Origin of the sequence: Bacillus sp. JUb11, assembly GCF_024807925.1 — a bacterium.
GTDB lineage: Bacteria > Bacillota > Bacilli > Bacillales > Bacillaceae > Bacillus > Bacillus altitudinis.
Genome location: NZ_JANUEZ010000005.1, coordinates 311933 through 338245 on the forward strand (window position 1 = coordinate 311933; position 26313 = coordinate 338245).

Sequence of the window (26313 nt, forward strand, 5' to 3'; positions counted from 1 at the left end):
TGACAAGTATTTCCGACACAATTACAATGGGAATGTATCACTTGTTTTTCTTAACATGATTGATAACTAATTTAAACTTGACAAGGGCAGTGAGGATCTCATTCCCTGTGAAGGCCCTGTATGTTGAGACACAAAACAATGTACATGCCGACACTTTATTTGTAAAACCAAGTTCATAGCAAGAGGAGGTGAAAATATGTCGCCTACGATGTTTACGATCATCTCCATTTTGCTGAGCCTAATCTGTTTAGTTGTTGGCTACTTTGTTCGTAAAACCATTGCAGAAGCAAAAATATCCGGCGCAAGAAACATGGCCGAACAAATTGTTGAGGATGCAAAGCGTGATGCGGAAGCATTGAAGAAAGAAGCGCTCTTAGAAGCGAAAGATGAAATTCATTCGTTTCGTGTAGAGGCGGAGCAAGAAGTTCGTGAAAGACGTAATGAGCTTCAAAGACAAGAAAACCGTTTACTTCAAAAAGAGGAAAACCTTGATCGCAAGGATGAATCTTTAGATAAACGGGAGTCCCTGTTGGAGAAGAGAGATCATTCTCTGAATGAACGACAACAACATATTGAAGAGATGGAAAGCAAAGTGGATGATATGATTCGTTTGCAGAAAGCTGAGTTGGAGCGTATTTCTAGTCTAACTCGAGATGAAGCGAAACAAATCATTCTGGATCAAGTTGAAAATGAGCTTTCCCACGACATTGCAGTCATGACGAAAGAATCTGAAAACCGGGCGAAAGAAGAGGCTGATAAAAAAGCGAAAAACATTCTTTCACTTGCGTTACAGCGTTGTGCAGCTGATCATGTAGCTGAAACAACAGTATCTGTAGTCAATCTTCCAAATGATGAGATGAAAGGTCGTATTATCGGACGTGAGGGACGAAATATCCGTACGTTAGAAACGTTAACAGGTATTGACCTGATCATTGATGATACACCTGAAGCTGTCATCTTATCGGGCTTTGATCCGATAAGACGTGAAACAGCGAGGATAGCTCTGGACAAGCTAGTCCAGGATGGACGTATTCATCCTGCACGAATTGAAGAAATGGTGGAAAAATCACGCCGTGAAGTCGATGATTATATCCGCGAGATGGGTGAGCAAACGACATTTGAAGTCGGAGTTCACGGTTTGCATCCGGATCTCATCAAAATTCTCGGTCGCTTAAAATTCCGTACAAGTTATGGACAAAATGTCCTGAAGCATTCAATTGAGGTTGCACATCTTGCAGGTCTCATGGCTTCAGAGCTTGGAGAAGATGCAAAGCTTGCAAAACGAGCAGGTCTTCTGCATGACATTGGAAAAGCCATTGATCATGAAGTAGAAGGAAGCCACGTGGAAATTGGCGTTGAGCTTGCGACGAAATATAAAGAGCATCCTGTTGTCATCAACAGTATTGCATCTCACCATGGTGACCAAGAACCGACATCTATTATCGCTGTTCTTGTTGCGGCAGCCGATGCATTATCTGCAGCACGCCCTGGTGCAAGAAGTGAGACGCTTGAAAATTACATTCGGAGACTTGAGAAATTAGAAGACATCTCTGAATCTTATGAAGGTGTTGAAAAATCGTTTGCGATACAAGCTGGACGTGAAGTGCGTATTATGGTGAAGCCAGATTCAATTAATGATCTTGAAGCTCACCGTCTAGCAAGGGATATTCGTAAGCGGATTGAGGACGAGCTCGATTACCCTGGTCACATTAAAGTGACAGTTATTCGAGAAACTCGCGCAGTAGAGTATGCAAAATAGAGCGGTGCGCTTAGCGCCGCTTTATTTTTTTGTGTAAATATGCAACACTGATAAGAAGATCATTTTATAAGAGAAAGGGTTCAAAACGTATGAAAATATTATTTGTTGGAGATATCGTTGGTTCACCTGGCAGAGATACACTGAAAGAATATTTGCCAAAGCTAAAGAAAAAATACCAGCCACACTTTACGATTGTCAATGGAGAAAATGCGGCTCATGGGAAAGGACTCACAGAGAAAATCTATCACGAGCTGCTTCAAGCTGGGGCTGATGTGCTCACGATGGGGAACCATACATGGGATAAAAGAGACATTTTCGATTTCATCGATGATGCACCCCATATTGTTCGTCCGGCAAACTTCCCGCAAGGTACACCAGGGAAAGGTCTCACTTTTATTAAAAAACAAGGTAAAGAACTAGCTGTCATCAACTTGCAAGGCCGCACATTCTTACCTCCGATTGACTGCCCATTTCAAAAAGTAGATGAGCTCATAGCAGAAGCTTCAAAACGTACACCGTTTATTTTTATTGATTTTCATGGTGAAGCCACAAGTGAAAAACAAGCAATGGGCTGGTATACAGACGGCCGTGCATCATGTGTCGTTGGAACACATACACATGTTCAAACAGCAGATAACCGCGTCTTGCCAAAAGGAACTGCTTATATTTCGGATGTTGGCATGACTGGTCCTTATGACGGTATTTTAGGTGTTGATCGGGAAACGATTATTAAACGATTTAAAACGAGCCTCCCTGTCCGTTTTGAAATTGCAGAAGGCCGCACGACATTAAGTGCAGTGATCGTAGAAATTGACGAACCGTCGAAAAAAGCTGTCAAAATTGATCGAATTTTGATAAATGATGACCATATTTTCTTTGAATAAATATTCACATATTTATTTCAGAAAAATATTAATCAGAAAGAAGGAATATGCGCCCTCTATCGTGAATATAGTAAAAATGGTAGTTAGCCTGCTATTTTTGAAAAACATTTTGGGGATGGATTTTCAAAAAAATAGCAACATCTAACAAAGGTTGTTCTAATGAACACTCACTTATCCATTGTAAATTTAAGGGGGAGCAAAAATGGAAATTTTAAAAGTTTCAGCAAAGTCAAATCCAAATTCAGTAGCAGGAGCATTAGCCGGCGTTTTACGTGAACGCGGTGCAGCGGAAATACAGGCTATCGGCGCTGGAGCACTGAATCAGGCGGTCAAGGCTGTCGCCATTGCAAGGGGATTTGTTGCGCCTAGCGGAGTGGATTTGATATGCATTCCAGCCTTTACTGACATTCTTATCGATGGAGAAGAAAGAACAGCAATCAAACTGATTGTTGAACCACGATAATTCTAATTTTATTATTTTCAACCTGCTTACATCATGTAAGCAGGTTGTTTTTGTTTACCGCTATACATTTCTCATATAACATATTTCTTTCACAAAATAGATAGAAAATGACATATTAGAGCTTGCATTTTTTCACCATGATGATAAATTAAGATTAAGTTGAAAATACTTCATCAAAAATAAATATTTAAGTAGGTGAAATAATGATCGAAGCTTTTTTAAAAAGAGGAAAGCTTGTTTTTATTTTATTTTTTATCGTTCTCATTGCTGGAGGTTATTTGTTTACACAGCTTCCTAAACGAGAACTGCCAGAGTTTCAAGCAAATATTGTAACCATTTCGACTGTTTTCCCTGGTGCTGATGCAAAACAGGTAGAAAGTGATGTCACCAATAAGCTCGAGTCGGCCATTTCTGATATCAATGGTGTAGAGAAGACAAGCTCTGTTTCTGCTATTGGTTTCTCAAATATTGTGCTTGAAATTGATGATCAAGCCGATTTTCAAAAGGTGGCAAGTCAAATCAAGAGTGAAACCACAAATGCGGCCTCTTCTTTTCCAGATGGTGTGATGGAGCCAGATGTAAAGGATGAGTTTGGCAACGTGCCAGTTGGTTCTTATATGATTGTAGCAAGTAACTCATCTGATTTAGCAAAAAGTCAGGAATCGCTGCGTGCGTTAAAAGAAAAAGTGGAGGACATCAAAGGTGTTGATGGTGTCGTCATCAAAGGGTTCAATGACAAACAAGCAATATTGAACTTGGATTCAAGTAAACTGGAGGATAACGGGTTAAACGTGACCGATGTCACAAATGCCATCAATCAAGAATTTGACACATCCCCTCTAGGTGACGTCCAGGCAGATGGAGAAAAGGTCAAGCTGTCCATTGATGCCTATGATCGTTTAGATCAAATTAAGAAGATTGAGATTTTCTCAAAAACGAGCCGAGAGCCTGTTACAATCGGTGAGCTTGGTCGTTTAAAAGAAGTAGAAAAAGAGAAAAGTGATATCGTTTCATATAACGGAAAGCCAGCCTATTCATTTACAATCAATATTAAGCCAGGACTGGATATTCCTAAAATGTATGACAAAGTCAGTGCGGTCATTGAAAAAGAGAAAGAGCTGCCAAATGGTGTGGATTGGATAGACTACTATTCACAAAAAAGTGAAGTAGATGCCATTTTTAACGATTTAATCAAAGAAGCGATCGTGGCCGTTATCGCCGTCATTGTCGTCACCACACTTGGCCTAACCATTGGTGGTGCGTTTATCGTTTCACTTGCGATTCCTCTATCCATAACGATCGGAACCATCCCGCTGCCTTTTTTACAAGTGGACCTTAATCAAATTTCAATTATTGGCTTTATCATTGCGCTAGGGATACTTGTAGATGACGCCATTGTCGTCAACGATAATATTTTAAGGCAGATGAAAAAATACGAAAGTCCGCTTAAAGGAACAATTGCAGGTGTAAAAGAAGTGGCTGGATCCATTTTGACGTCAACGCTGGCTGTTGTCTTTGCTTTCTTGCCGCTTGTTTTCCTTTCTGGTGCGAACGGTTCATTTATTCGAGCGTTACCGTCTGTTCTAGTCACAACTGTACTTGCGTCAATGGTCATTTCATTGACACTTGTGCCAGTGTATCAATATACAGCAAATCGAAAAAGAAAGAACAAGAAGATTCAAAAAGAACCTGGTTTCTTAGGCAAACCATTAAAAAGGTTAGCCGATTTTTATGCAGATCGAGTACTGACAAACATCGTGAAGCGACCACTTCTCATTGGATTAAGTGGTTTGCTCGTTGCCACACTTGCCTTTTTGCTTATTTTCGCCACACCATTTGAGTTTTTCCCTGCGGCGAATAAGAAAGAGGTGGTTGTCACTGTGACACTGCCAAGTGAAACAACCTTAGATAAAACGAATGAAACATTAGAGAAAATAGAACAAGAGATCAAACAGCAAAAAGGCATTGAAGAGACGGCCATTTTTGCAGGCGGCGGTGTGCCGAACTTGTTTAATGAAAGTATCTCAAACACAAGTGATCATACGGGTCAGGTTGTTGTCAGAGTAGACAATGAACAGATGACAAGCAAAGCATTGATCGATCGTATGACAGAGCCATTGCGAAAGAAATTTAAAGATGCTGATATCTTTATGAAAACCATTGTTCAAGGACCGCCAACGGGGGCGCCTGTGACCGTAACCATTGCAGGAGAACAATTTTCAAAGCTCGTGGATGTGAAAGAGAAGCTCACAAAAGAAATGAAAGAAAGCGGAGCAAGTCTGATCACAGACGATGTCAATCAGCCGGTGAAAACCATCTCATTTGAATTGAATCGTGACCGAATGGCAGAGGATGGGCTCACTGCTCAGTTTGTCAGCAGACAGCTTGGCCTTGTCACAGAAGGAATTCCATTAGGCACCTTTAAACAAGGAACAGATGACATCGACCTCGTAGTGAAACAAGACATGAGCACACATCAAAACGGACTGAAGCTAAAAGACATCAAGGTGCCTGTGAGTGCAAATGAGGGTGGCATGCCTCAACTTGAGCCGCTTAGCCGATACGTAAAAGAAAAAGAAACAGAGCAATTTGAAAGCATTCCGCATGAAAATGGGATGCCGACGATCACGTTAAAGGCATATCCTGGCACATCAGATACGTTTAAAGACGATATGACAGAAGTCATAAATGAAGTTGGGAAAAGCGATGCAGCGAAGAATTTGACCATTTCTCAGGGCGGAGAAAATGAAGATCAAACCCAATTCTTTATTGAAATTAGTCTCTTATTTGGGGTAGTCTTGCTGCTCATTTATGTGACCATCGCTTTCCAGTTCAATTCACTCATGCTTCCGCTTTTAGTTCTTGGAACGGTTTACTTAGCGATATCCGGAGCCATTATTGGACTATTTGTCACTCAAACGCCGTTTAGCTTTATGGCCACAATGGGGATTGTTTCATTGGCAGGTATTGTTGTCCGAAATGCGGTCGTTTTGTTTGAATTTATTGAACAGAGGCGCAAGCAAGGTCTCGATCAACAGGCAGCTGTGATTGAAGCGGGGAGGGCAAGGATTAGACCTATTTTGCTGACAGCATTTACAGCACTTGTCGCTCTTATGCCCGTTGCTTTAAGTAATGACCCACTCTTTAAGCCGCTAGCGATCTGCATCGTATCAGGTGTCTTTTTCTCAACGATTCTGACACTACTGATTGTGCCGGCTTTATATGTAGCCGTTTCAAAAAAACGCTGACAACTTAAAAGCAAATCTCCGAATAAAAGGAGATTTGCTTTTTTTTAGAAAAATACCTAAAAAAATATGTGGAGTGTTCATTTGTCTTCTCCTGAAAGACAGTGGTATTTACGTCTAAAATAAGACATGATAAGATCGGATTGGGAGAAGTTTTTTAACAAAGGGGTTGTACGTCATGTGTGGAACGATGAAAGCGATTGTTAAAAAAGAAAGCGCTTACGGAGCGGCAATGATGGAAATGCCGATTCCAGAAATAAGTGATCATGAAGTGCTCATCCAGGTAAAGGCTACATCGATATGCGGAACGGATGTGCATATTTATAATTGGGATGATTGGGCGAAGGGGAGAGTCAAAGCACCGTACATTTTTGGTCATGAATTCACAGGGGAAGTTGTCAAAACGGGGAACCAAGTCTCACGAGCAAAAGTAGGGGATTTTGTATCGGCTGAGACGCATATTGTCTGTAATCAGTGTTATATGTGTTTAACGGGTCAGCAGCATTTGTGCAGCGATACGAAAATTTTAGGGGTAGACATTGATGGCTGTTTTGCTGAATATGTCAAAGTACCAGAACAAAATGTGTGGCATAATCCAGCTCAAATGCCAGTGGAACTTGCATCTATTCAAGAACCGCTTGGAAATGCTGTTCATACAGTTCTGCATACACCTGTTTCAGGAAAGTCAGTGGCGATTTTTGGCTGTGGTCCCATTGGTTTAATGGCGATTGCGGTTGCAAAAGCCTCCGGGGCTGTCCAAGTGTTCGCTGTTGATAAAAATGAATACAGACTGGATCTTGCCCGTAAAATGGGTGCAGATCATATCGTGGATATCGGAAAAGATGATCCTGTTGCCATGATTAAGCAGCTCACGCGAATGGAAGGGGCAGACGTGATGTGTGAGATGTCAGGACATCCCGTTGCGATTAATCAAGCACTCGAAGCTTGTGCAAATGGAGGGAAAGTGAATATACTAAGTTTGCCAGAGCGGCCAGTAACCATTGACATTACGAATCAAATTGTTTTTAGGGGATTAACCGTGCAAGGGATCACGGGGAGAAAAATGTTTGAGACGTGGCGTCAAGTATCCGAACTTTTAAGAACGAATACCATTGATGTACAGCCGGTTGTCACCCATACGCTGCCATTTGAAGATTTTGAAAAGGGATTTGAACTCATGAGAAATGGTACGTGCGGGAAGGTCGTACTGATCATGCCATCATATCAAAGGGGGACGAAATGATGAAAGAATTTACGTATTTACAAGATGAATTGGACACAATGAAGCAGCAAGGCACCCATCAAGCACTGAAAGAAATCGATTCCAAACAATCTTCCACGGTGACATTAAATGAACAATCCGTCATACAACTCTCTTCAAATAACTACTTAGGTCTCACCTCACATCCAAGGCTGATGAAAGCGGCAAAAGAGGCAATTGATGAATTCGGTGCTGGAACAGGATCTGTACGAACCATTGCTGGAACGATGACAATGCATGAACGGCTTGAAAAAAAGCTCGCTGCTTTTAAAAAGACAGAGGCAGCCCTCGTATTCCAATCAGGCTTTACGACCAACCAAGGGGTCCTATCCAGTATTCTCACAAAAGATGATATTGTCATTTCAGATGAGCTGAACCATGCCTCAATCATCGATGGGATTCGCTTAACAAAGGCAGATAAAAAAGTATATGCTCATTCTAATATGGAAGAGCTTGAGAAAATTTTGAAGAAATCGATGAATTACCGCGTCCGTCTTATCGTGACAGATGGTGTGTTCTCAATGGATGGAGATATTGCACCGCTTCCTGAGATTGTAAGACTTGCAGAAGCATATGATGCCTTTGTGATGGTAGACGATGCCCATGCGTCTGGAGTACTTGGTGAAAATGGGCGCGGAACAGTGAATCATTTTCAACTTGACGGCAGAGTGCATATTCAAGTTGGCACACTTAGTAAGGCAGTTGGTGTGCTAGGCGGTTACGTCGCTGGTTCTGCCGTTTTAATCGACTATTTAAAGCATAAAGCAAGACCGTTTTTATTCAGCACCTCACATCCGCCGGCTGTCACAAGAGCCTGTGAAGAAGCCATTGAAGTGCTGTTAGACGAACCGGAGCGCATTGAAACACTTTGGGAGAACGCGGTCTATTTTAAAGAAAAAGTCATCGGTCTTGGATTTGAGGTGGCACAAACAGAAACGCCTATTATTCCGATGATGATTGGAGACGAGGCACTCACTTTCCGTTTTTCAAAAGCATTAATCGAGCGCGGCGTTTTCGCTCAAGGCATTGCTTTTCCAACTGTAGCGAAAGGAAAAGCGAGAATTAGAGCCATCATCACAGCAGAGCACACAAAAGAAGAGCTTGACCGTGCACTGACAATCATCGAAGAAGAAGCAAAAAAACTGAATATACTTGATTGAGAGAGCTGAGGCTCTCTTTTCTTTTGATCAAGAGTATTGATGACTGTCCAGATGAATAGACATTTTTCATAGAAAAAACACATATGAATTTATTTTCAATTCACGACAAAATAGTCTATACTGTAGGGTGGAGCTTGGTTTGAAAGGAGTACAAATTCATGAATGAAGAGCAGAGAAAAGCGAGCGGACAAGTAAGTTCATCGGACAAAAAATCCGAGAAGGACTACAGCCAATATTTTGAAGCTGTGTACATTCCGCCTTCCTTAAAAGATGCAAAAAAACGGGGTAAAGAAGAAGTCGAATACAATCAATTTCAAATTGACGAGCGGTTTCAAGGGTTAGGGAACGGCCGCAAGTTTTATATTCGCACATATGGCTGTCAAATGAATGAGCATGACACAGAAGTGATGGCTGGTATTTTTATGGCGCTTGGTTATGAACCAACAAATTCGACTGAAGATGCGAATGTCATCTTATTAAACACATGTGCCATTCGTGAGAATGCAGAAAACAAAGTGTTTGGAGAGCTTGGTCATTTAAAAGCATTAAAGCGTGAAAAGCCAGATTTAATCTTAGGCGTCTGCGGATGCATGTCGCAAGAAGAATCTGTCGTTAACCGTATTTTAAAGAAACACCCATTTGTTGACTTGATTTTCGGTACCCACAACATTCACCGCCTGCCAGAGCTATTATCTGAATGCTACCTTTCAAAAGAAATGGTCATTGAGGTTTGGTCTAAAGAAGGCGATGTGATTGAAAATCTTCCGAGAGCCCGCCAAGGAAAAATTAAGGGCTGGGTGAATATTATGTACGGTTGTGATAAATTCTGTACATACTGTATCGTCCCTTACACGCGCGGTAAGGAAAGAAGCCGCCGTCCGGATGAAATTATTCAAGAGGTCAGGCGCTTAGCAGCAGAAGGATATAAAGAAATTACCCTTCTTGGTCAAAACGTGAATGCGTATGGAAAAGATTTTGAAGACATGGAATATGGTCTTGGTCACCTCATGGATGAGCTGCGTAAAATCGATATTCCACGTATCCGTTTTACAACAAGCCACCCGCGTGACTTTGATGATCACTTAATTGAAGTGCTTGCCAAAGGCGGTAACCTTCTCGACCATATTCATTTGCCGGTTCAATCAGGAAGTTCTTCTGTGCTGAAACTCATGGCAAGAAAATACGACCGTGAACGTTACCTTGACCTAGTGCGCAAAATCAAAGAGGCAATGCCAAATGCTTCATTAACAACGGACATTATCGTTGGGTTCCCAAATGAAACAGATGAGCAGTTTGAAGAGACGCTTTCCCTCTATCGTGAGGTTGAGTTTGATGCGGCTTATACGTTCATTTACTCTCCAAGAGAAGGAACACCAGCAGCCAATATGAAAGACAACGTGCCAATGCGTGTAAAAAAAGAACGTCTGCAGCGCCTGAATGCACTCGTAAATGAAATTTCTGCGAAAAAAATGAAGGAATATGAAGGGCAGACTGTCGAAGTATTAGTAGAGGGTGAGAGTAAAAACAACCCTGAGATCCTAGCCGGATATACAAGTAAAAGCAAGCTTGTGAATTTTAAAGCACCAAAAGAAGCGATTGGCAACATCGTCAAAGTGAAAATCACACAAGCCAAAACTTGGTCTCTTGACGGAGAAATGGTTGGAGAAGCTATCGAGGTGAATTAAAATGACGCTTTATTCAAAGAAAGAGATTGTCGAGCGCGCAAGAGAGCTCGCGAAAATGATTTCTGAAACAGAAGAAGTTGATTTCTTCAAAAAAGCAGAAGCGCAAATCAATGAAAACACAAAAATTGCAGCGATCATTAATCAAATTAAGGCACTTCAAAAGCAAGCTGTGAATTTAAAGCATTATGGCAAACATGAAGCCTTAAAACAAGTGGAAGAAAAAATTGATGCCCTGCAAGAAGAACTGGATGAGATCCCAGTGATTCAAGAATTCAAAGAATCACAAACAGAGGTTAATTCCCTGCTTCAGCTTGTAGCGCACACAATTTCTAATCAAGTAACGGATGAAATCATTCTTTCAACCGGCGGTGACCTCTTATTAGGAGAAACCGGTTCAAAAGTGAAAAACTCATCCCCAAGTTGCTCCATTAAATGAGAAAACCCCGCAGATGCGGGGTTTTTTGTTTTCTGATGTAAGAATTACATACCTTCTTTCTCCTTCAGCTTCCATCAACCCCAATCTCTCACTCTCCAACTTTTCCAATTTTCAAGGCAAGTTTATGGGCGACCATGCATACACTGAAACAGAAATGAATTTAATTGAACATGAGACTCAAAATCGTGACACACTAGACGAATGCCCAGCATAAGATAAAACGATCAAGAACAAGGAGGCATGCCGGAATGTCTGAATACAGAGAAATTATTACAAAAGCGGTGGTTGCAAAAGGGAGGAAATTTACCCAAAGCACACACACCATTTCTCCATCGCAAAAACCAACCAGCATCCTAGGCGGTTGGATCATTAATCATAAGTACGATGCTGAAAAGGTCGGTAAAACAGTTGAGATTGAAGGTACATTTGATATTAACGTGTGGTATTCTTACGCAGACAACACGAAAACCGAAGTGGTCACAGAACGTGTAAAATATGTAGATATCATCAAACTGAGATATAAAGATAAAAACTTCCTTGATGATGAGCACGAAGTGATTGCGAAAGTCTTACAGCAGCCCAATTGCTTAGAAGTCACCATTTCTCCAAATGGCAATAAAATTGTCGTTCAAGCAGAGCGTGAATTCATTGCTGAAGTAGTAGGGGAAACCAAAATTGTTGTAGAAGTCAATTCAAGCTGGAAAGAAAAAGATGATCACGAATGGGAAGAAGAAGTGGATGAGGAATTAGAAGATATTCATCCAGAATTCCTCGCGGGTGATCCAGAAGAGTAATTGATGACTAGGGCGCATATCCCCCTAGTTTTTTTGTGCCTTGATCTAGGGAAAAAAGGTGAATTTTTATGCTATAATGAAAGATGGTATGAATTCGAAAGTAATATAGTGAGGGATTAGAAATATGGCAAGTTATACGCCCATGATACAGCAATATTTAAAGATCAAGGCAGATTACCAAGATGCCTTTTTGTTTTTTCGCTTAGGCGATTTTTATGAAATGTTTTTTGATGATGCAAAAGAAGCAGCACAAGAATTAGAAATTACGTTAACAAGCAGGGATGGCGGCACGATTCCAATGTGTGGTGTTCCATATCATTCTGCGTCTGCATACATAGAACAACTGATAGAAAAAGGCTATAAAGTCGCCATTTGTGAGCAGGTGGAAGACCCTAAAACGGCAAAAGGTGTGGTCAAAAGAGAGGTCGTTCAACTGATTACACCAGGTACGGTCATGGATGGCAAAGGACTGAATGAAAACGAAAATAACTTTATCGCGTCTGTTTCCAGCTTTCAAAATGGCTACGGTCTTGCGCTTTCCGATTTATCAACAGGTGAAAACATGGCGGCTTTCATTGAACGGTTAGATGAAGTTGTGTCTGAAATTTATTCTGTCGGTGCAAAAGAGATTGTGGTATCAAAGAAGCTCGATGAAGAAACGGTGAAAACCCTGAAGGAACGCTGCCAAGCGACCATCTCATACGAAGATAGCGATGAATTAATAGATGAAGCTGAACGACTCGTTTCTCATCTTGACGAGCATCTGAAAATAGCATTTTTAACACTCTATGCATACTTAAGAAGAACGCAAAAAAGGAGTCTTGATCATCTTCAGCAAGTTCAAGTATTTGAGCTTGAACAAACGATGAAAATTGATCTTTACTCAAAAAGAAACCTTGAATTAACAGAAACCATCCGTTCAAAAAGCAAGAAGGGTTCTTTATTATGGCTCTTAGATGAAACAAAAACGGCAATGGGCGGAAGATTGCTGAAGCAATGGATTGATCGTCCGCTCATCCGCCTTTCACAAATCAAAGAACGCCAGGAAATGGTGCAAATTCTGATGGAACATTTCTTTGAACGAGAGGATCTGCGAGAACGTTTAAAGCAAGTGTATGATCTTGAACGTCTAGCGGGCCGTGTGGCATTTGGAAATGTGAATGCCCGTGATCTTATTCAATTGAAAGAATCTCTCAAACAAGTGCCGGCTATTAAAGAGCTCGTCCATTCTCTCCCAGAGGATATGGCGAAATCTAGAGCAAATGACATTGACCCATGCGGTGATTTACTTGATTTATTAGAAGATGCTCTTTATGAGAATCCGCCGATGACGTTAAAAGAAGGCAATTTGATTAAAGACGGCTACAATGCAAAATTAGATGAATATCGTGATGCGAGCCGAAACGGGAAAGATTGGATCGCTCGTCTTGAACAGCAAGAAAGAGAATATACAGGCATTCGATCGTTGAAAGTCGGCTTTAATAAAGTGTTTGGCTACTATATCGAAGTGACCCGTGCAAATACGCATTTATTAGAAGAAGGCCGTTATGAAAGAAAACAAACCCTTGCCAATGCAGAGCGGTATATTACACCTGAATTGAAAGAAAAAGAAGCCCTTATTCTTGAGGCGGAATCAAATATTAGTGAATTGGAATATGAACTATTTTCTGCGCTTCGGGAACAAGTAAAAGCCTATATTCCTAGATTACAGTTGCTCGCAAAACAAATGAGTGAGCTTGATGCGCTGCAATGCTTTGCGACTGTGAGTGAAAAGCGGCGTTATGTCCGCCCTGAATTTTCATCAGATGAAGTGGAAGTCATTGATGGTCGTCATCCTGTTGTTGAAAAAGTGATGGATCATCAAGAGTATGTGCCGAATGACTGCCAAATGGGCAAAGGGAGACAAACCTTGCTCATTACTGGTCCGAATATGTCAGGGAAAAGCACATATATGAGACAAATGGCATTGATCTCGATTCTTGCGCAAATTGGCTGTTTTGTGCCAGCATCAAAGGCAACCCTTCCGATTTTTGATCAAATCTTTACACGTATTGGGGCGGCAGATGATTTGATTTCTGGTCAAAGTACTTTTATGGTAGAGATGCTCGAAGCAAAAAATGCGATGGTACATGCGACAAAGAACAGCTTGATTTTATTTGATGAAATTGGACGCGGGACAAGCACTTATGATGGAATGGCTCTTGCACAGGCAATCATTGAATTTGTGCATGATCATATTGGAGCCAAAACCCTTTTCTCCACTCATTATCATGAACTGACGGTACTTGAATCCCAATTAAGCGAACTGAAAAATGTCCACGTACGAGCTGAAGAACATGAAGGGACAGTTGTTTTCTTACATCAAATCAAAGAAGGAGCAGCGGATAAAAGCTACGGCATCCATGTAGCGCAGCTTGCTGAACTGCCTGATGCGATCATTGATCGAGCTCAGACCATCTTAACGGAGCTTGAGAGCGGATCACATGAAGTGATTCCGCGCGTCTCTAAAGCCCCGAAAAAAGAAATGGCTGAGGAAAAACAGCAGCTTTCTTTCTTTGAAGTGGAAGAAAAACCGCAAACAAAACCTGTGCTGAAAAACAAAGATCAAGCAGTAATCGAAGAATTGAAGTCATTTAATTTAATGGATATGACACCGCTTGAAGCGATGACAAAGCTATATGAATTGCAAAAGAAATTATAATGTAAGGTGAGGTGAGCAAGAAATGGCAAAGATTATTCAGTTATCCGATGACCTATCAAATAAAATTGCAGCTGGTGAAGTGGTCGAACGCCCGGCTTCTGTAGTGAAGGAGCTCGTGGAAAATGCGATCGATGCTAGTAGTACTGTCATTGAAATCGATGTAGAAGAAGCAGGACTTTCTTCTATTAGAATTATTGATAATGGGGTGGGAATCGATGCTGAAGATTGTAAGCTCGCCTTTCAGCGTCATGCGACGAGTAAAATCAAAGATGAAAATGATCTGTTTCGTGTCAGGACGCTCGGTTTCAGGGGGGAGGCGCTGCCAAGTATTGCCTCCGTCTCTCACTTAGAAATGAAGACAAGTACCGGTGAAGGTGCTGGAACACACTTAGCTCTCCAAGGCGGGAAGATCATTTCGGAGAAAAAAACCTCTGGCCGTCGCGGCACCGAAATTGTGGTCACCAATTTATTTTATAATACGCCAGCCCGTCTAAAATACATGAAAACTGTTCATACGGAGCTTGGCAACATTTCTGATGTTGTGAACCGAATTGCACTTGCTCATCCAGAAGTGTCGATTCGTTTGCGACATCAAGGAAAAGTGCTGCTTCAAACAAATGGAAACGGAGATGTGCGGCATGTGCTTGCGGCCATTTATGGAACGGCAGTGGCCAAAAAAATGCTGCCACTACATGTACAATCACTTGATTTTGAAGTGAAAGGCTATATTTCCTTACCAGAAGTGACAAGGGCATCACGTAATTATATGTCTTCTGTTGTCAACGGTAGATATGTCAAGCATTTCCCGCTGGTGAAAGCCATTCATGAAGGATACCATACACTGCTCCCGATCGGACGCCATCCGATTACATTTATTGAGATGAAGATGGACCCAATTTTAGTCGATGTGAACGTACATCCTTCTAAACTTGAAGTAAGACTAAGTAAAGAGCAAGAACTTCATGAGTTGATCAAACAAGGGATTAAGGACGTCTTTCAAAAGCAGCAGCTTATTCCAAGTGCTTCAGTGCCAAAAAAAGCACCAATGACAGCAGTGAAAAATGAGCAGCAGTCTTTATCTTTTGATTCTAAACAAACAATGAATAGCCGAATGGAAACACCTGTTTTCTATGAGCCGGACTCGCTCGAATCGGCTGTATACGAGACCAGTCAGAACAACACATACGGGGTGCGTGAACCGGAAAGTACGGAAGCGACTTTACCAGCATCGTCTGAAGAAACGTTTGACCATGTATATGTAGAGGAATCTGCAGCTTCGCATGAACAACATGACGAAGTGATGCTGGAAGACAGTGCAGCCCAGCATCAGGCTGAAAGTGAACGTGTCCCTGTGATGTATCCGATTGGACAAATGCACGGAACGTATATTTTGGCTCAAAATGAACGCGGTCTTTATATCATCGATCAGCACGCTGCCCAAGAGCGAATCAAGTATGAGTACTTTCGTGAAAAGGTAGGAGACATTGAACAGGAAGTGCAAGAAATGCTTGTTCCATTAACCTTTCACTACTCAAAAAACGATATGTTGATTATTGAAGAGCATATCGATATTTTAGCCAAAGTAGGGGTCTTCTTAGAGCCATTCGGATCAGGCAGCTATATCGTTCGATCGCATCCGCAGTGGTTTCCTAAAGGAGAAGAGGCTGAACTCATCGAAGAAATCATTCAGCAAGTACTTGATGAAAAGCGTGTGGATATCAAGAAACTGAGAGAAGAAGCGGCGATCATGATGAGCTGTAAAGGCTCGATTAAAGCAAATCGTCATTTGCGTCACGATGAAATCAAAGCCTTATTAGATGAACTCCGGCAAACACAAGACCCATTTACATGTCCGCATGGTCGACCGATTATAATTCATCATTCCACATATGAAATGGAAAAAATGTTTAAACGGGTGATGTAGCTAGGTTTGAGATGGTGGGTGAATCGGTTTGCCCACCAATTAATTTTTCAATCCGATAGTCTATTTCGTGTTGTTGTGATGTGAAGATAAACATCCGCTGTCATGTTGTAAGGATAACCCCTTTCCTCAAATGGATAGGGGTTTTTGTTATTTGGTTATACGATTAAGTGAAGCGTGATATGATTGTAAAAAGGAGGGAATATGATGACATTCAAAAAAGCGTTCAATATAGGTTACTTTGTTCTGCTTTTATCTTTTGTTGTCGTATATTTTTTGCTTCCAGTCGATCAACTATTTACCGCAATTATGATCCTAACCTTACTATTTGGAGTATATCAATTTGTGATTTTTAAAAAACTAAAAGAGCAAAAATAACAATAAAAAACGCCATATATGGGTTTGCCAACTAAATGATGACAGACCATCATAAGATATGGTGTAACAATTATATAAAATGCAGTAAGCACAGCGGCAAGACATGTGATAAATGAGAAAAAGCGCTCTAAGAGCGCTTTTTTGTTTAGCATCCGCAAGGATTTGGCGGTGTGACGACAACTGGTCGTTTATTAATATCAATCGTATCCTCTGCATAAAATGTGGAACCGATGCTGATCGCACGATTTTCTGCACGGAACGTATATGTACCTGCAGCAGGAAGTACTTTATGAGAAAGTTGTAATGTATATTGGGAACTTCCGAATAAATCGAAACGAGCTGGAATGCGGACAGTTTTTCCATTGTTCAAAATGTAACTGTCTTTTAAAGCTTTTCCATTGATAATATCCTTTGTTGTGGCTTGAAAACCTGCTGGTAAAGTAAATTCAACTGCACCAATACTTAGAACAGAATTTGGACGGTAAGTCAGGTCAATGTCAGAAAAAGACCATTCTTGTTTACTTGCTCCTGTGATTTTTGCATAAAGGGCAGCTGGCCTTGCATTCGTTGAAGCTTTGCTTTCCTCTGTTTTAGCCCCTTCAGCTGATGCGGCTAGCGGTACTGAGAGTGCCATGACCAATGTAAGCATCCCCATCATAATCATTGTCCATGTTTTCTTCATTTCTTCCTTCCCCCTTGGTTGATTATAGGTAAATAATAGATGATTACATCCATTATTTACCTATAAGGTTACCATATTCCTATATGTCATTAAATGGTATTTTATACCCTTATTTTGCTTGTTTTTTAGTAATAACGGGGTAGGAATGCATTTGGTTGGTTCATTCCGTAAGCATTTCCTGTCATATGATGATTTGCAGGCATCATCATCTGCATATCATGATAGCCGTTTGGATGGTAGGGAGCCATACCATAACCGCCGTAGTGACCGAAGTGATGGTGATCGTTCATCTGTACATTTGAATAGGGTTCATACTGCTTCGTAAAAGGGGAATAAGCTGAATGATGATGCGGGTGGTGTCCGCTATAAGCATCTTTTTTACCGGTATGATAATGATTTGGCATATTCATAGGGTCATGCATGTTTGGTGCGATCATATGCTCATGATTGGCTGTATACACATTTTCAAACGTGTGATAGGGATTTCCTTGATGGTAATGGTTGGTTTGGTTATTCATATTATTCATTTTGTATCTCATCCTTTTTTTCAGGTTGCCATATCTTATGAGCTGCACCTGTTTCATGAGCCTATCCATATGAAAGAAAAGAACGACATGTAACAAAAAAACCGGCTTTTCAGCCGGGAAAACAAAAAGCAGGTGCAGCGTCAAACGCTAAAATGAGAAGCTATGTCTTTTTCTGCGACGCTTCTTACATCTGCTGCAGACACTTTTAGGAAAATAATGGGGATCGTAGCTTCTTGACGTATCCCAAAAATCGCTCTCAAACCAATCATCTTTTTTATGATAAAACTTCTTTTTTTCACACGGATCAATATGGTGATGATCGTCATGCTTTTTATAGCATTTTGAGTGGGAATGTTTGCTCTTGCATTTGCACATTGTCATCCCTCCTAAATGTGACTCAATGCTAGTATATGCAAGAAAGGTGTACGAGGACTGGATGGTGGCGCTCCTTTTGTAAAAAAAGGCTAATTCTTTAAAAACTCAAATAAAAAGAATTGACTAGTGCTAAATTAACATGATAAAATATAAATTTTTATCCTCTGCTGAAATGTGTTATAATGATATTGTGAATACTTTCGGAGGTGGCGGATTTGTTTCAAATAGGTGATAAAATTGTTTATCCAATGCATGGAGCCGGTGTGATTGAAGGAATGGAAGAAAAAGAGATTTTAGGTAAGACGCAGGAATATTTTCTGATTCAAATGCCGAATATGCAGATGATGGTCCCAAAAGGCAGAATCAATCAACTAGGTATACGTCCGGTAGCTGATCAAGCTACGCTGAAAGTTGTGATGAACAATTTTGCAGAAGAAACAAACGACGACACGCTTACTTGGAAGCAAAGATATGATGAAAATCTGAAAAAGCTAAAAACAGGTTCGATTGAAGATGGCGCAGACGTTGTCAAAGATCTGATGAGACGTAATCAGAAAAAAGCCTTAAATTCTAGTGAAAAGAAGATGCTTGAAGATGCACGGGGCATGTTAGTGAGCGAAATTTCACTGGCACAAGGCATGTCGCAAGATGAAGTGCTGACAGCATTAGAGAATGAATTAAGAGTTTAATGCTGGATATACAGAGACTGGCTGTAAACAGAAGGAGATATTCCTTTTGTTTACAGCTTTTTTATTTGAAAAAAGATGAAAATTCCCAATTTTGTAGGTGTTTTTGACTAAAACTAAAATGAGGTCATAGGATTTAGTTTTTACTTGCACATGAACCGTTTTAAAGAAGCCGAAAATACCTAGGGCAACATAAAAAAACAGGTAAGTTCTCCTGATTCATGAAAAGGAGCCGGACATTCTTTGAATTCTTTTAGCGATTGATAGTAAAATAATGCGATAAGATGACATCGAAGAGAATGAAAAGGAGCGGTGAAATGAAAAGACTACTCATATGTGGATTCATCTTTCTCATCCTGTGTGCTCTTTTAATGGTGAAATGCAGCCATTCTATCCAAGAAAATAAAGAGCAAAAACAACATCATGAAGAAGTAGAAAAGTATAAGAAAGAGCGAAAAAAAGGGGATCAATATGAAAGTTTTAAACAGCTTATACGGCATGAAAGAGACGGATATGAGATAGAGTTTCATGAAAAAGGGGGAAGTGACTTACTTGTCTTTTCTCCTCACGGCGGCGAAATTGAACCAGGAACAAGTGAAATTGTAGAAGCATTTGAAAAGAAGTACTCTACGTATTTATTTGAAGGGACAAAACAAGACAACAATCGTGACTTGCATATCACTAGTACAAAATTCGATGAACCGATTTTGGTTCAAATGATTAAAACATATCCCTTTTCTATATCCATTCACGGCTATAAAAGTGATAGAAGACATACACTTGTGGGCGGGACAAACGAAAAAATGCAAGAAGCGGTTGTGCGAGAACTAAAAGACCGGGGCTTCTCCGCAGAGCTCGTGCAAAAAGGCGAGCGCCTCTCTGGAACGGATCCAAACAACATTAATAATCAAAATGCAAGTGGCGAAAGTGTCCAATTAGAAATTAGTACTGCGCAGAGAAAAGCCTTTTTTGACAACTTTGATACGAGAAAAGGAAAGAAAAAAGCATTTAGTCGCTATGTCAGTGGTTTAAAAGAAGTGCTTAGAGAATTCGACCCTTCTTCGTAGAAAAAAGGTTTTGATGGGCAAAAGTACTCTCTTTAAACTTGGTAAAAAAGATAGAAATGTGCAAAACCAACGTAAAATATGAAATAAATGGCAATTTGCCTTAAAATCATAAATTATGTAAAATAATAGTTATCAGTTTGATATGATAGAATGGGGCTGAAGTGGATGGCACACAAAATACCATCTTCCGAAGTAGGTGTAAAAATCAATCAATGGTACACACATATTTGCAAATTTGAAGTTGATCAGGCAAACGATATGAAGCGCCTTGTTGAAGAAGACATTCATGAGATGGAAGAAGATCAAGATTTATTACTCTATTATTCTCTCATGGATTTTCGCCATCAAATGATGCTTCAGCACTTAACGCCAGTCCATGCAGGGAATGAATCGCTTCAAGCGGTTTCTTTTCCAAAAGAAATTGAAGAGGCAGAAGATGAGATGACGGGTTTATTGGGCTATTACTTTCATTTTTTCCATGGAATGTATGCATTTACCCAGCACCGGTATATCGAAGCCATTTCTTATTATAAGCATGCGGAACATCAGCTGATCTTAGTGACAGATGAGATCGAAAAAGCGGAATTTTATTATAAAATTGCTGAAGTATACTATCATATGAAACAAACCTATTTTTCTATGCATTATGCGAAAAAAGCGAGAGACATCTATAAGAAACATCAGCTTTATGGAAAAAGAAGCATTCAATGCGATTTTGTGATGGCAGGTAATTGGATTGATGTAAATCAGCATCAAAAAGCGCTCCCGTATTTAGAAAAAGCTTTAAAAGTGTGTGAAGCAATGGAAAGAAAAGAATGCACATCTTATTTTAAGGCGATGGCCCTCAATAACTTAGGAACTTGTCATTATAGTATGGGAACCTATCATACAGCGACTGTCTTCTTTGAACAAGCCATTTCACTTTATCAAAAAGATCAAGCTGCAACGATGATCAAATCATTGTTTTCACTGGCTCTTACTTGTTTTAAACTCGAAGATATGGAGCGAGCGAGTGAGGCTATAAAGGAAGGCATGAATCAGGCCTCTATATTGGGAGATGAAATTTATCAATTGAAATTCCAATTTTTACAGGCACTCTATATAGAAACAGACAGCTCTGAACAATTGAGATCAGCCCTTTTGGGACTACGAAACAAAAAAATGTTTGCTGATTTAGAGGAATTGGCACTTGATGCGGCTAATTATTATAAGGAACGCGACATGTACAAGGAATCTTCCACTTTTTTTGAAATTGTGATCGAAGCGCGTACGCACATTCAAAAAGGAGATGAGATGTATGAGAACGAAGCATAACATGTCAGCTGCTCAAGTAGAAGAAAGACTTCACACATAAAAACAGACAAAACAACACCCTTTACGAAAAACGTAAAGGGCTTTTTTATTTATTCTTGGATTGCTTTTTCTGCGTCGATGGCACCTGCTCCGTAAATCATTGGGTCCTCTCCAGACCACTTGCTTGTATTTTCTTTTAATAAGGCTTTGACTTCATCAGGTGTTAAATCTGGTGAATGCTCTAATAATAGTGCGCAGATACCGGCACAAATGGGTGTCGCCATCGAAGTGCCAGATAACGTCGTATAATCATCATCGACTCTACTTGATTTATCTAGTTTATCTAGGAATGATCTTTGTGATCTAAGAGAGACGATATTGACTCCTGGTGCGAGGAGGTCGGGCTTTGTTTCACCGTAGACCGTTGGACCTCTGCTCGAAAATGGTGCCACGACATCGTCACTTGATTCTGGCGTATTTCGATCGTCATAGGCTCCGACTGTAATGACTTTTTGACTCACGGCAGGGCTTGCGATCGTTTGACTGTTAGGACCGGAGTTCCCGGCAGCAACGCATACGACAATCCCTTGATCCCAAGCTGCATTAACAGCGCGCACCATCGGATCGTCTTGTTCGTCATCATAACGCTGCGCATCGCCGCCTAGTGACATACTGATGATGTGAATTGGGTCATCAGGATGGTCTTCGTTGAACTGTATGCACCACTCAACACCTTCTATAATAGTAGAAAGTGATCCAGCGCCTTGTTTATTTAACACTTTTACCCCAATGATATTGGCTTTTGGAGCGGGTCCTTTGTATAAGCCGTCTGAGGCAGCTCCGTCTCCAGCCACATCCCCAGCGCAATGCGTTCCATGACCGTTATCATCATAAGGTTTCGTTTTTTGTTTGACTAAATCTACAAAGTCGCGAATTCTTCCATCTAAGTCCTCATGTGGGTATACGCCTGTGTCAACGACCGCAACCGTAATGCCTTCACCGGTTAAGGTCGTGCCATTTCGGACGACTTCATCCGCATGACTTGATTGTGTTGCCACATCCAGCAGTGCATGTACCTGTCTGTCTAAATATATTTTGCGAATATGCTCCCCATTTGCTAAGAGTTCCTCTAAAGCAGCAGGGGTAAGATCAGCTGCGCAGCAGTTAATATGTGAAAAATGTTTTTTGATGTTTGTTTTTCTGCTTTTTTTCATTAGCTGCTTTGTGCTTTGAATACCTGCTTCAACTGCATCTTCTTTAAATTCAATGATGACCCGAAGCTTCTTGCTCTTCTTTAACCTTCCTTCAAAAAAACGATGAAGAAAACAAGGCGTCCACTTAAAAGGCTTATAGAGGTGAAGGACGGTTTCTCTTAAAGGCTGATCCAATTTACTAGCATGTGTTCTGACCATTTGTACCATGGAAAATCCAAACATGTGATGCCCTCCATTCTAGCTATCCATTCTCGTACACTCTTACGTTATGAACATGACAGCATCTTTGTTCGGATTCTTGTCCCTTCTTTTGTTCATATTGGCGGCTGACTCATTCCCTTTAAAAAGAAAAGCGCTTACATTTTGTAAAATAATAGAAAAAGGTGGAAATCATATCAAAACTGCCGATGATAGGTGGGAGAGTTCTTCTTAGAGAACCAGTAAAACAGAGGATTCTGCAGAAAAAAGGGGGGTTCTAGACAGGGTCAATGCTCATACAAATGTGATTCATTCCAGATGAAAAAAATCAAATTCGCATAAAAAAAAGACGAATTAAAGAAAACAGACTGGGTAGGACTAGGTCATTTTAAACATAACTTCATTTGTTTGTCATACTATTCTAACTCTGTTTTCAATCAGGAGAGGCGTTTCTGTGTATATAAATGCAATTATCTTATTTTTGAGGAATCTCATGATCTAGAGTGTTATGATCAAATTTGAAGAGAAAATGTGGAAAAAATGAAAAGAAATGATGATTCAATATTAATCATAGAAACGGCTTAGAAATCTGTTAAAGGAGAACGGGAATGAAGAAGTTTTTTGCTTTGCTTCTCCTGCTTGTCATCGGATGGGGCGTCTATTATACCATGCAAGCACAGGAACATGATGAGCCAGTGTCATCAGGTGGAGAAGACGAAAGCGGTTCAAATGATATGTATCGCAATTTTAAAGAACTGGAAGAGAATGAATCAACAGATCATTATCAAATTACATCCAATCCAGTGCCCGGCAGCCGTCTTCTAGTGATGTCGCCTCATGGCGGGAGAATCGAAGGCGGCGTTAGTGAGATTGTCCATTTTTTTGATAACGATTTTTCTACGTACTTATTTGAAGGTATTAGAGAAAATGCATCAGAACTTCATATTACAAGTACAAACTTCGATGAACCAATCGGAGTCGCACAGGCAAAAGCACATGATTATGTCTTAGCTGTTCATGGTTATAAAGGGGAGCCGGGAATTGATCACACCCTTGTTGGCGGAACAGACTATAACCGTGCTGAGAAAATTGTGAACTCATTAGAGCGCAACGGTTTTTCTGCTGAACTTGCAGTTGCACACGCAACCCTAAGCGGAACGAGCAATCATAATATTAATAATCTTACAAAAACAGGGCAAAGTGTACAGCTTGAGATTAGTAGAAGTCAACGGGAAGCGTTATTTGACAGTTTCGATTTTCGGCAGCGGTCGAGTACAAAAAACGAGACGTTCTACCGGTATGTCAGGGCGATTCGAACGGTGCTGGATGAAGAATATACGTAAGGATGGTGCACATCTTAAGACAGCAAGATGAATTCTTGTTACACTATAAAAAGTGATAACAAAAGGAGAGACAGATATGGCGCGTCATCATTTTCATCTTCAGGCAAACTGGCCTGGTCTGCGTAACGATGTGGGGACAATCGAATGTGAACAGTTAAAGACGGAGATTTCCATTCCAAAAGAAATGGATGGACCGGGTATTGGAACAAATCCAGATGAGATGCTCCTAGGTGCAGCGGCCACATGTTATATCATTACACTTGCAGCCATGATGGAGCGGAGTCAATTAGAGAAAGAGGATTTATCGATGAGCTCTGAGGCAGTTGTCGATGTGACAAACGGTGTGTTTACATATGAGAAAATCATTCACCGTCCTGTCATCATTCTCAAAGAGTCGGCTACAGCACAGGACATAGAACGAGCTCGTAAGCTTGCACATAAAGCTGAAAGCTCATGTATGATCTCTAGAGCTGTGCAAGGGAATGTCCATATTTCCTTAGAAGAAACCATCAAAGCTGGTTATTAAGATAAAAAAGTCATTTTCTCTTGATTAATGGAGAAAATGACTTTTTTTATGACGTCCATTCGGTTTGATCGAATGGTTCTTTCTTTTCTTCCTTTTGTTTTTTGGATTGATTTAAGACAATGACGCCGCATATGACAAGTGCAAGACCAATGAATCCTTTCATATGAATGGTTTCGTTAAATAGCACGAGGCCCACAAGAGCAGTAAGTGCTGTACCGACCCCAGACCAAGTGGCATATGCAGATGACAGCTCAATTGTTTTGAGTGCCAAACTGAGAAAGGTAAAGGCACACCCAAATCCGATCAGCACCCCCATACTCGGCAGCACCTGTGTAAAACCTTGCGAAAGCTTCAGCATCGTACTGCCAAAAACCTCTGTCAAAATGGCTCCTGTTAAATAAAGCATTCCTTTCATATCACTTCACATCCTTTAAGACATATTTAATAGTACGACCCCTGAAACAAGCATCGCCATTCCAATAAGTGCTTGACGGTTCAAGGTTTCTTTGAAAAAGAGCACGCCAAAAAAAGCCGTGAGTACGGTACCTACCCCAGACCATGTGGCGTAAGACATGCTAAGTGGAATGATATTAAGGGTCAATGACAGCATGTAAAAAGCAAGTGTGTAGCCAGCGACAACGACAGCGCTAGGTTTAAAGCGTGTGAAACCATTTGATAGTTTCAGCATCGCTGCCCCGATTGCTTCTGAAAAAATGGCGATAGCCAAAAAAAGATATCCGAGGATCATCATCATCCCTCCTCTAAAATGTGTAAAATCCGATGAAGTAAAAGGGTTTTTTCCTCTCGATTCAATGGTTCAAGCTGAAACATTTCTGAAAACCATATACCATCACAGGCAAGACGGATCAGCTGGCTAAGTGCAGGGTCATTGATTTCCTCGGTTGCTTTTTCTTTAAATTCCGCATAAAAATGACGCCAAGGATTTAATAATGCTTCATCAAATGACATGGTAGCCAGCATGCTTGTACATAGCTGTGTGGTGTTTTGTCTATCAAGGTCATTTAATGTGGCCAATATATAGGCACGTACATAAGGTGCCTTTTCGTTTTTGTATGTTTCCTGATACGTGTCAAGCTGCTGACGAAAAGAGGCAACCGCATGCTCATTCATTTGCTGGATCAGGTCTTCCTTGCTCGAAAAATGATACAGTAGCCCGGCTTTGGTCATATTTGCATGTTCTGCCACCTGCTGAAGGGTGAGCTGACTCAATCCTTCTTTTAGAATGGTGTGAGCTGCTGCCTCAAAAATTTGTTCTTTTTTCGTTTTAGACATAAAAAAAACACCTACTTTACTGAACGGTCGGTAAAGTAAATGTTAACCTATGAAAAACAAATGTGTCAATCGATTCATTTTATAAGAGGATTTTTTCACTAAATCGTCATATTTAATAATAAGGGTATGGTCCATATGGCGGGTATGGCGGTGGATAAGGATAACCATAGCCATATCCTGGAGCAAGAAGCGACCCAGCTAAAAGCCCTCCAGCAAAACCACCTAAAAATGGCGGTCCAAAAAATCCAGGTCTCCCATAGCCAAAACCAGGGCGCCCAAACCCAAACCCAGGTCTCCCATAGCCAAAACCAAATCCAGGGCGTCCAAATCCAAAAGGTCTTCTCATCTCATCTTGAACAAACGGTGCGTCAAAATAATTCATAAAAAAAGACTCCTTTCACATAAAATCACTGTAACTGACA

The 26313-nt window shown here is 40.7% G+C and carries 24 protein-coding genes; 17 read left to right on the top strand and 7 right to left on the bottom strand.

Annotated elements, in window-relative coordinates; genetic code table 11:
- Nucleotides 1–196: 196 nt before the first annotated feature.
- The 12 genes from rny to M2369_RS11800 all read left to right on the top strand — a co-directional run bounded on the left by rny (nucleotide 197) and on the right by M2369_RS11800 (nucleotide 16687).
- Nucleotides 197–1759 (top strand): ribonuclease Y, encoded by a 1563-nt coding sequence (gene rny, locus M2369_RS11745; RefSeq protein WP_003211958.1) that lies wholly within the window; start codon nucleotides 197–199, stop codon nucleotides 1757–1759.
- A gap of 89 nt (nucleotides 1760–1848) precedes the next feature.
- A complete protein-coding gene (locus M2369_RS11750; RefSeq protein WP_019744184.1) occupies nucleotides 1849–2643 on the top strand; it encodes a TIGR00282 family metallophosphoesterase in 795 nt (264 codons plus the stop codon).
- A 202-nt stretch (nucleotides 2644–2845) separates the two neighbouring features.
- Entirely contained in the window at nucleotides 2846–3106 is a 261-nt protein-coding gene (gene spoVS, locus M2369_RS11755; protein WP_003211281.1) for a stage V sporulation protein SpoVS, read from the top strand.
- Between the two features lie 203 nt (nucleotides 3107–3309).
- Nucleotides 3310–6354 (top strand): efflux RND transporter permease subunit, encoded by a 3045-nt coding sequence (locus M2369_RS11760; RefSeq protein ID WP_259254297.1) that lies wholly within the window; start codon nucleotides 3310–3312, stop codon nucleotides 6352–6354.
- 175 nt (nucleotides 6355–6529) lie between these two features.
- On the top strand, nucleotides 6530–7594 hold the full coding sequence (tdh, locus tag M2369_RS11765) for an L-threonine 3-dehydrogenase (RefSeq protein ID WP_178896756.1): 1065 nt from the start codon (nucleotides 6530–6532) through the stop codon (nucleotides 7592–7594).
- The gene (locus tag M2369_RS11770) at nucleotides 7594–8772 is read left to right on the top strand and encodes a glycine C-acetyltransferase (protein ID WP_259254299.1); all 1179 of its coding nucleotides are present in this window, start codon (nucleotides 7594–7596) and stop codon (nucleotides 8770–8772) included. Before tdh ends, M2369_RS11770 begins: the two co-directional genes overlap by 1 nt.
- 158 nt (nucleotides 8773–8930) lie before the next feature.
- Nucleotides 8931–10457 carry a tRNA (N6-isopentenyl adenosine(37)-C2)-methylthiotransferase MiaB gene (gene miaB, locus M2369_RS11775; protein WP_007499471.1) on the top strand — a complete coding sequence of 509 codons (1527 nt, stop codon included), beginning with the start codon at nucleotides 8931–8933 and terminating at the stop codon, nucleotides 10455–10457.
- Nucleotide 10458: 1 nt separating this feature from the next.
- Nucleotides 10459–10893: a regulatory iron-sulfur-containing complex subunit RicA gene (ricA, locus tag M2369_RS11780; protein WP_008344661.1), complete on the top strand. Its 435-nt coding sequence runs from the start codon at nucleotides 10459–10461 to the stop codon at nucleotides 10891–10893.
- Between the two features lie 248 nt (nucleotides 10894–11141).
- Complete coding sequence (gene cotE / locus M2369_RS11785) at nucleotides 11142–11687, top strand: outer spore coat protein CotE (RefSeq protein WP_007499466.1); 546 nt, start codon at nucleotides 11142–11144, stop codon at nucleotides 11685–11687.
- Between the two features lie 124 nt (nucleotides 11688–11811).
- A complete protein-coding gene (mutS, locus tag M2369_RS11790) occupies nucleotides 11812–14388 on the top strand; it encodes a DNA mismatch repair protein MutS (RefSeq protein WP_259254304.1) in 2577 nt (858 codons plus the stop codon).
- A gap of 22 nt (nucleotides 14389–14410) precedes the next feature.
- Complete coding sequence (gene mutL, locus M2369_RS11795) at nucleotides 14411–16312, top strand: DNA mismatch repair endonuclease MutL (RefSeq protein WP_259254305.1); 1902 nt, start codon at nucleotides 14411–14413, stop codon at nucleotides 16310–16312.
- A gap of 204 nt (nucleotides 16313–16516) precedes the next feature.
- Nucleotides 16517–16687: a hypothetical protein gene (locus M2369_RS11800; RefSeq protein WP_162837044.1), complete on the top strand. Its 171-nt coding sequence runs from the start codon at nucleotides 16517–16519 to the stop codon at nucleotides 16685–16687.
- A 145-nt stretch (nucleotides 16688–16832) separates the two neighbouring features.
- Here the strand turns inward: M2369_RS11800 and bslA are convergent, their stop codons facing one another.
- Together bslA and M2369_RS11810 are read right to left on the bottom strand one after the other, a co-directional pair.
- Nucleotides 16833–17369, bottom strand: coding sequence for a biofilm surface layer hydrophobin BslA (gene bslA, locus M2369_RS11805; RefSeq protein WP_024720390.1), 537 nt, complete (start codon nucleotides 17367–17369; stop codon nucleotides 16833–16835).
- A 125-nt stretch (nucleotides 17370–17494) separates the two neighbouring features.
- The gene (locus M2369_RS11810) at nucleotides 17495–17896 is read right to left on the bottom strand and encodes a hypothetical protein (protein ID WP_173426647.1); all 402 of its coding nucleotides are present in this window, start codon (nucleotides 17894–17896) and stop codon (nucleotides 17495–17497) included.
- A gap of 590 nt (nucleotides 17897–18486) precedes the next feature.
- Between M2369_RS11810 and M2369_RS11815 the strand changes: the two genes are divergently transcribed.
- The 3 genes from M2369_RS11815 to M2369_RS11825 all read left to right on the top strand — a co-directional run bounded on the left by M2369_RS11815 (nucleotide 18487) and on the right by M2369_RS11825 (nucleotide 21338).
- Nucleotides 18487–18960, top strand: a complete 474-nt coding sequence (locus tag M2369_RS11815; protein ID WP_007499456.1) for a CarD family transcriptional regulator — start codon at nucleotides 18487–18489, stop codon at nucleotides 18958–18960.
- A 314-nt stretch (nucleotides 18961–19274) separates the two neighbouring features.
- Entirely contained in the window at nucleotides 19275–20024 is a 750-nt protein-coding gene (locus tag M2369_RS11820) for a poly-gamma-glutamate hydrolase family protein (RefSeq protein ID WP_056704764.1), read from the top strand.
- Between the two features lie 165 nt (nucleotides 20025–20189).
- Entirely contained in the window at nucleotides 20190–21338 is a 1149-nt protein-coding gene (locus M2369_RS11825; protein WP_056704766.1) for a Rap family tetratricopeptide repeat protein, read from the top strand.
- An 89-nt stretch (nucleotides 21339–21427) separates the two neighbouring features.
- Here the strand turns inward: M2369_RS11825 and M2369_RS11830 are convergent, their stop codons facing one another.
- The gene (locus M2369_RS11830) at nucleotides 21428–22753 is read right to left on the bottom strand and encodes a S8 family peptidase (RefSeq protein WP_259254316.1); all 1326 of its coding nucleotides are present in this window, start codon (nucleotides 22751–22753) and stop codon (nucleotides 21428–21430) included.
- 584 nt (nucleotides 22754–23337) lie between these two features.
- Between M2369_RS11830 and M2369_RS11835 the strand changes: the two genes are divergently transcribed.
- Both M2369_RS11835 and M2369_RS11840 read left to right on the top strand, forming a co-directional pair.
- The gene (locus tag M2369_RS11835) at nucleotides 23338–24072 is read left to right on the top strand and encodes a poly-gamma-glutamate hydrolase family protein (RefSeq protein WP_259254318.1); all 735 of its coding nucleotides are present in this window, start codon (nucleotides 23338–23340) and stop codon (nucleotides 24070–24072) included.
- A gap of 76 nt (nucleotides 24073–24148) precedes the next feature.
- Complete coding sequence (locus M2369_RS11840) at nucleotides 24149–24598, top strand: OsmC family protein (protein WP_058213761.1); 450 nt, start codon at nucleotides 24149–24151, stop codon at nucleotides 24596–24598.
- A gap of 46 nt (nucleotides 24599–24644) precedes the next feature.
- On the opposite strand, the gene erbB is transcribed toward M2369_RS11840, so the two are convergent.
- From erbB to M2369_RS11860, 4 genes are all read right to left on the bottom strand, one after another.
- A complete protein-coding gene (gene erbB / locus M2369_RS11845) occupies nucleotides 24645–25013 on the bottom strand; it encodes an SMR family multidrug efflux transporter EbrB (protein ID WP_007499443.1) in 369 nt (122 codons plus the stop codon).
- 15 nt (nucleotides 25014–25028) lie between these two features.
- The gene (gene erbA / locus M2369_RS11850) at nucleotides 25029–25346 is read right to left on the bottom strand and encodes an SMR family multidrug efflux transporter EbrA (RefSeq protein WP_017367286.1); all 318 of its coding nucleotides are present in this window, start codon (nucleotides 25344–25346) and stop codon (nucleotides 25029–25031) included.
- Between the two features lie 2 nt (nucleotides 25347–25348).
- Nucleotides 25349–25891 (bottom strand): TetR/AcrR family transcriptional regulator, encoded by a 543-nt coding sequence (locus M2369_RS11855; RefSeq protein ID WP_041507251.1) that lies wholly within the window; start codon nucleotides 25889–25891, stop codon nucleotides 25349–25351.
- A gap of 112 nt (nucleotides 25892–26003) precedes the next feature.
- Nucleotides 26004–26273: a spore coat protein gene (locus M2369_RS11860; protein WP_259254322.1), complete on the bottom strand. Its 270-nt coding sequence runs from the start codon at nucleotides 26271–26273 to the stop codon at nucleotides 26004–26006.
- Nucleotides 26274–26313 lie beyond the last annotated feature (40 nt).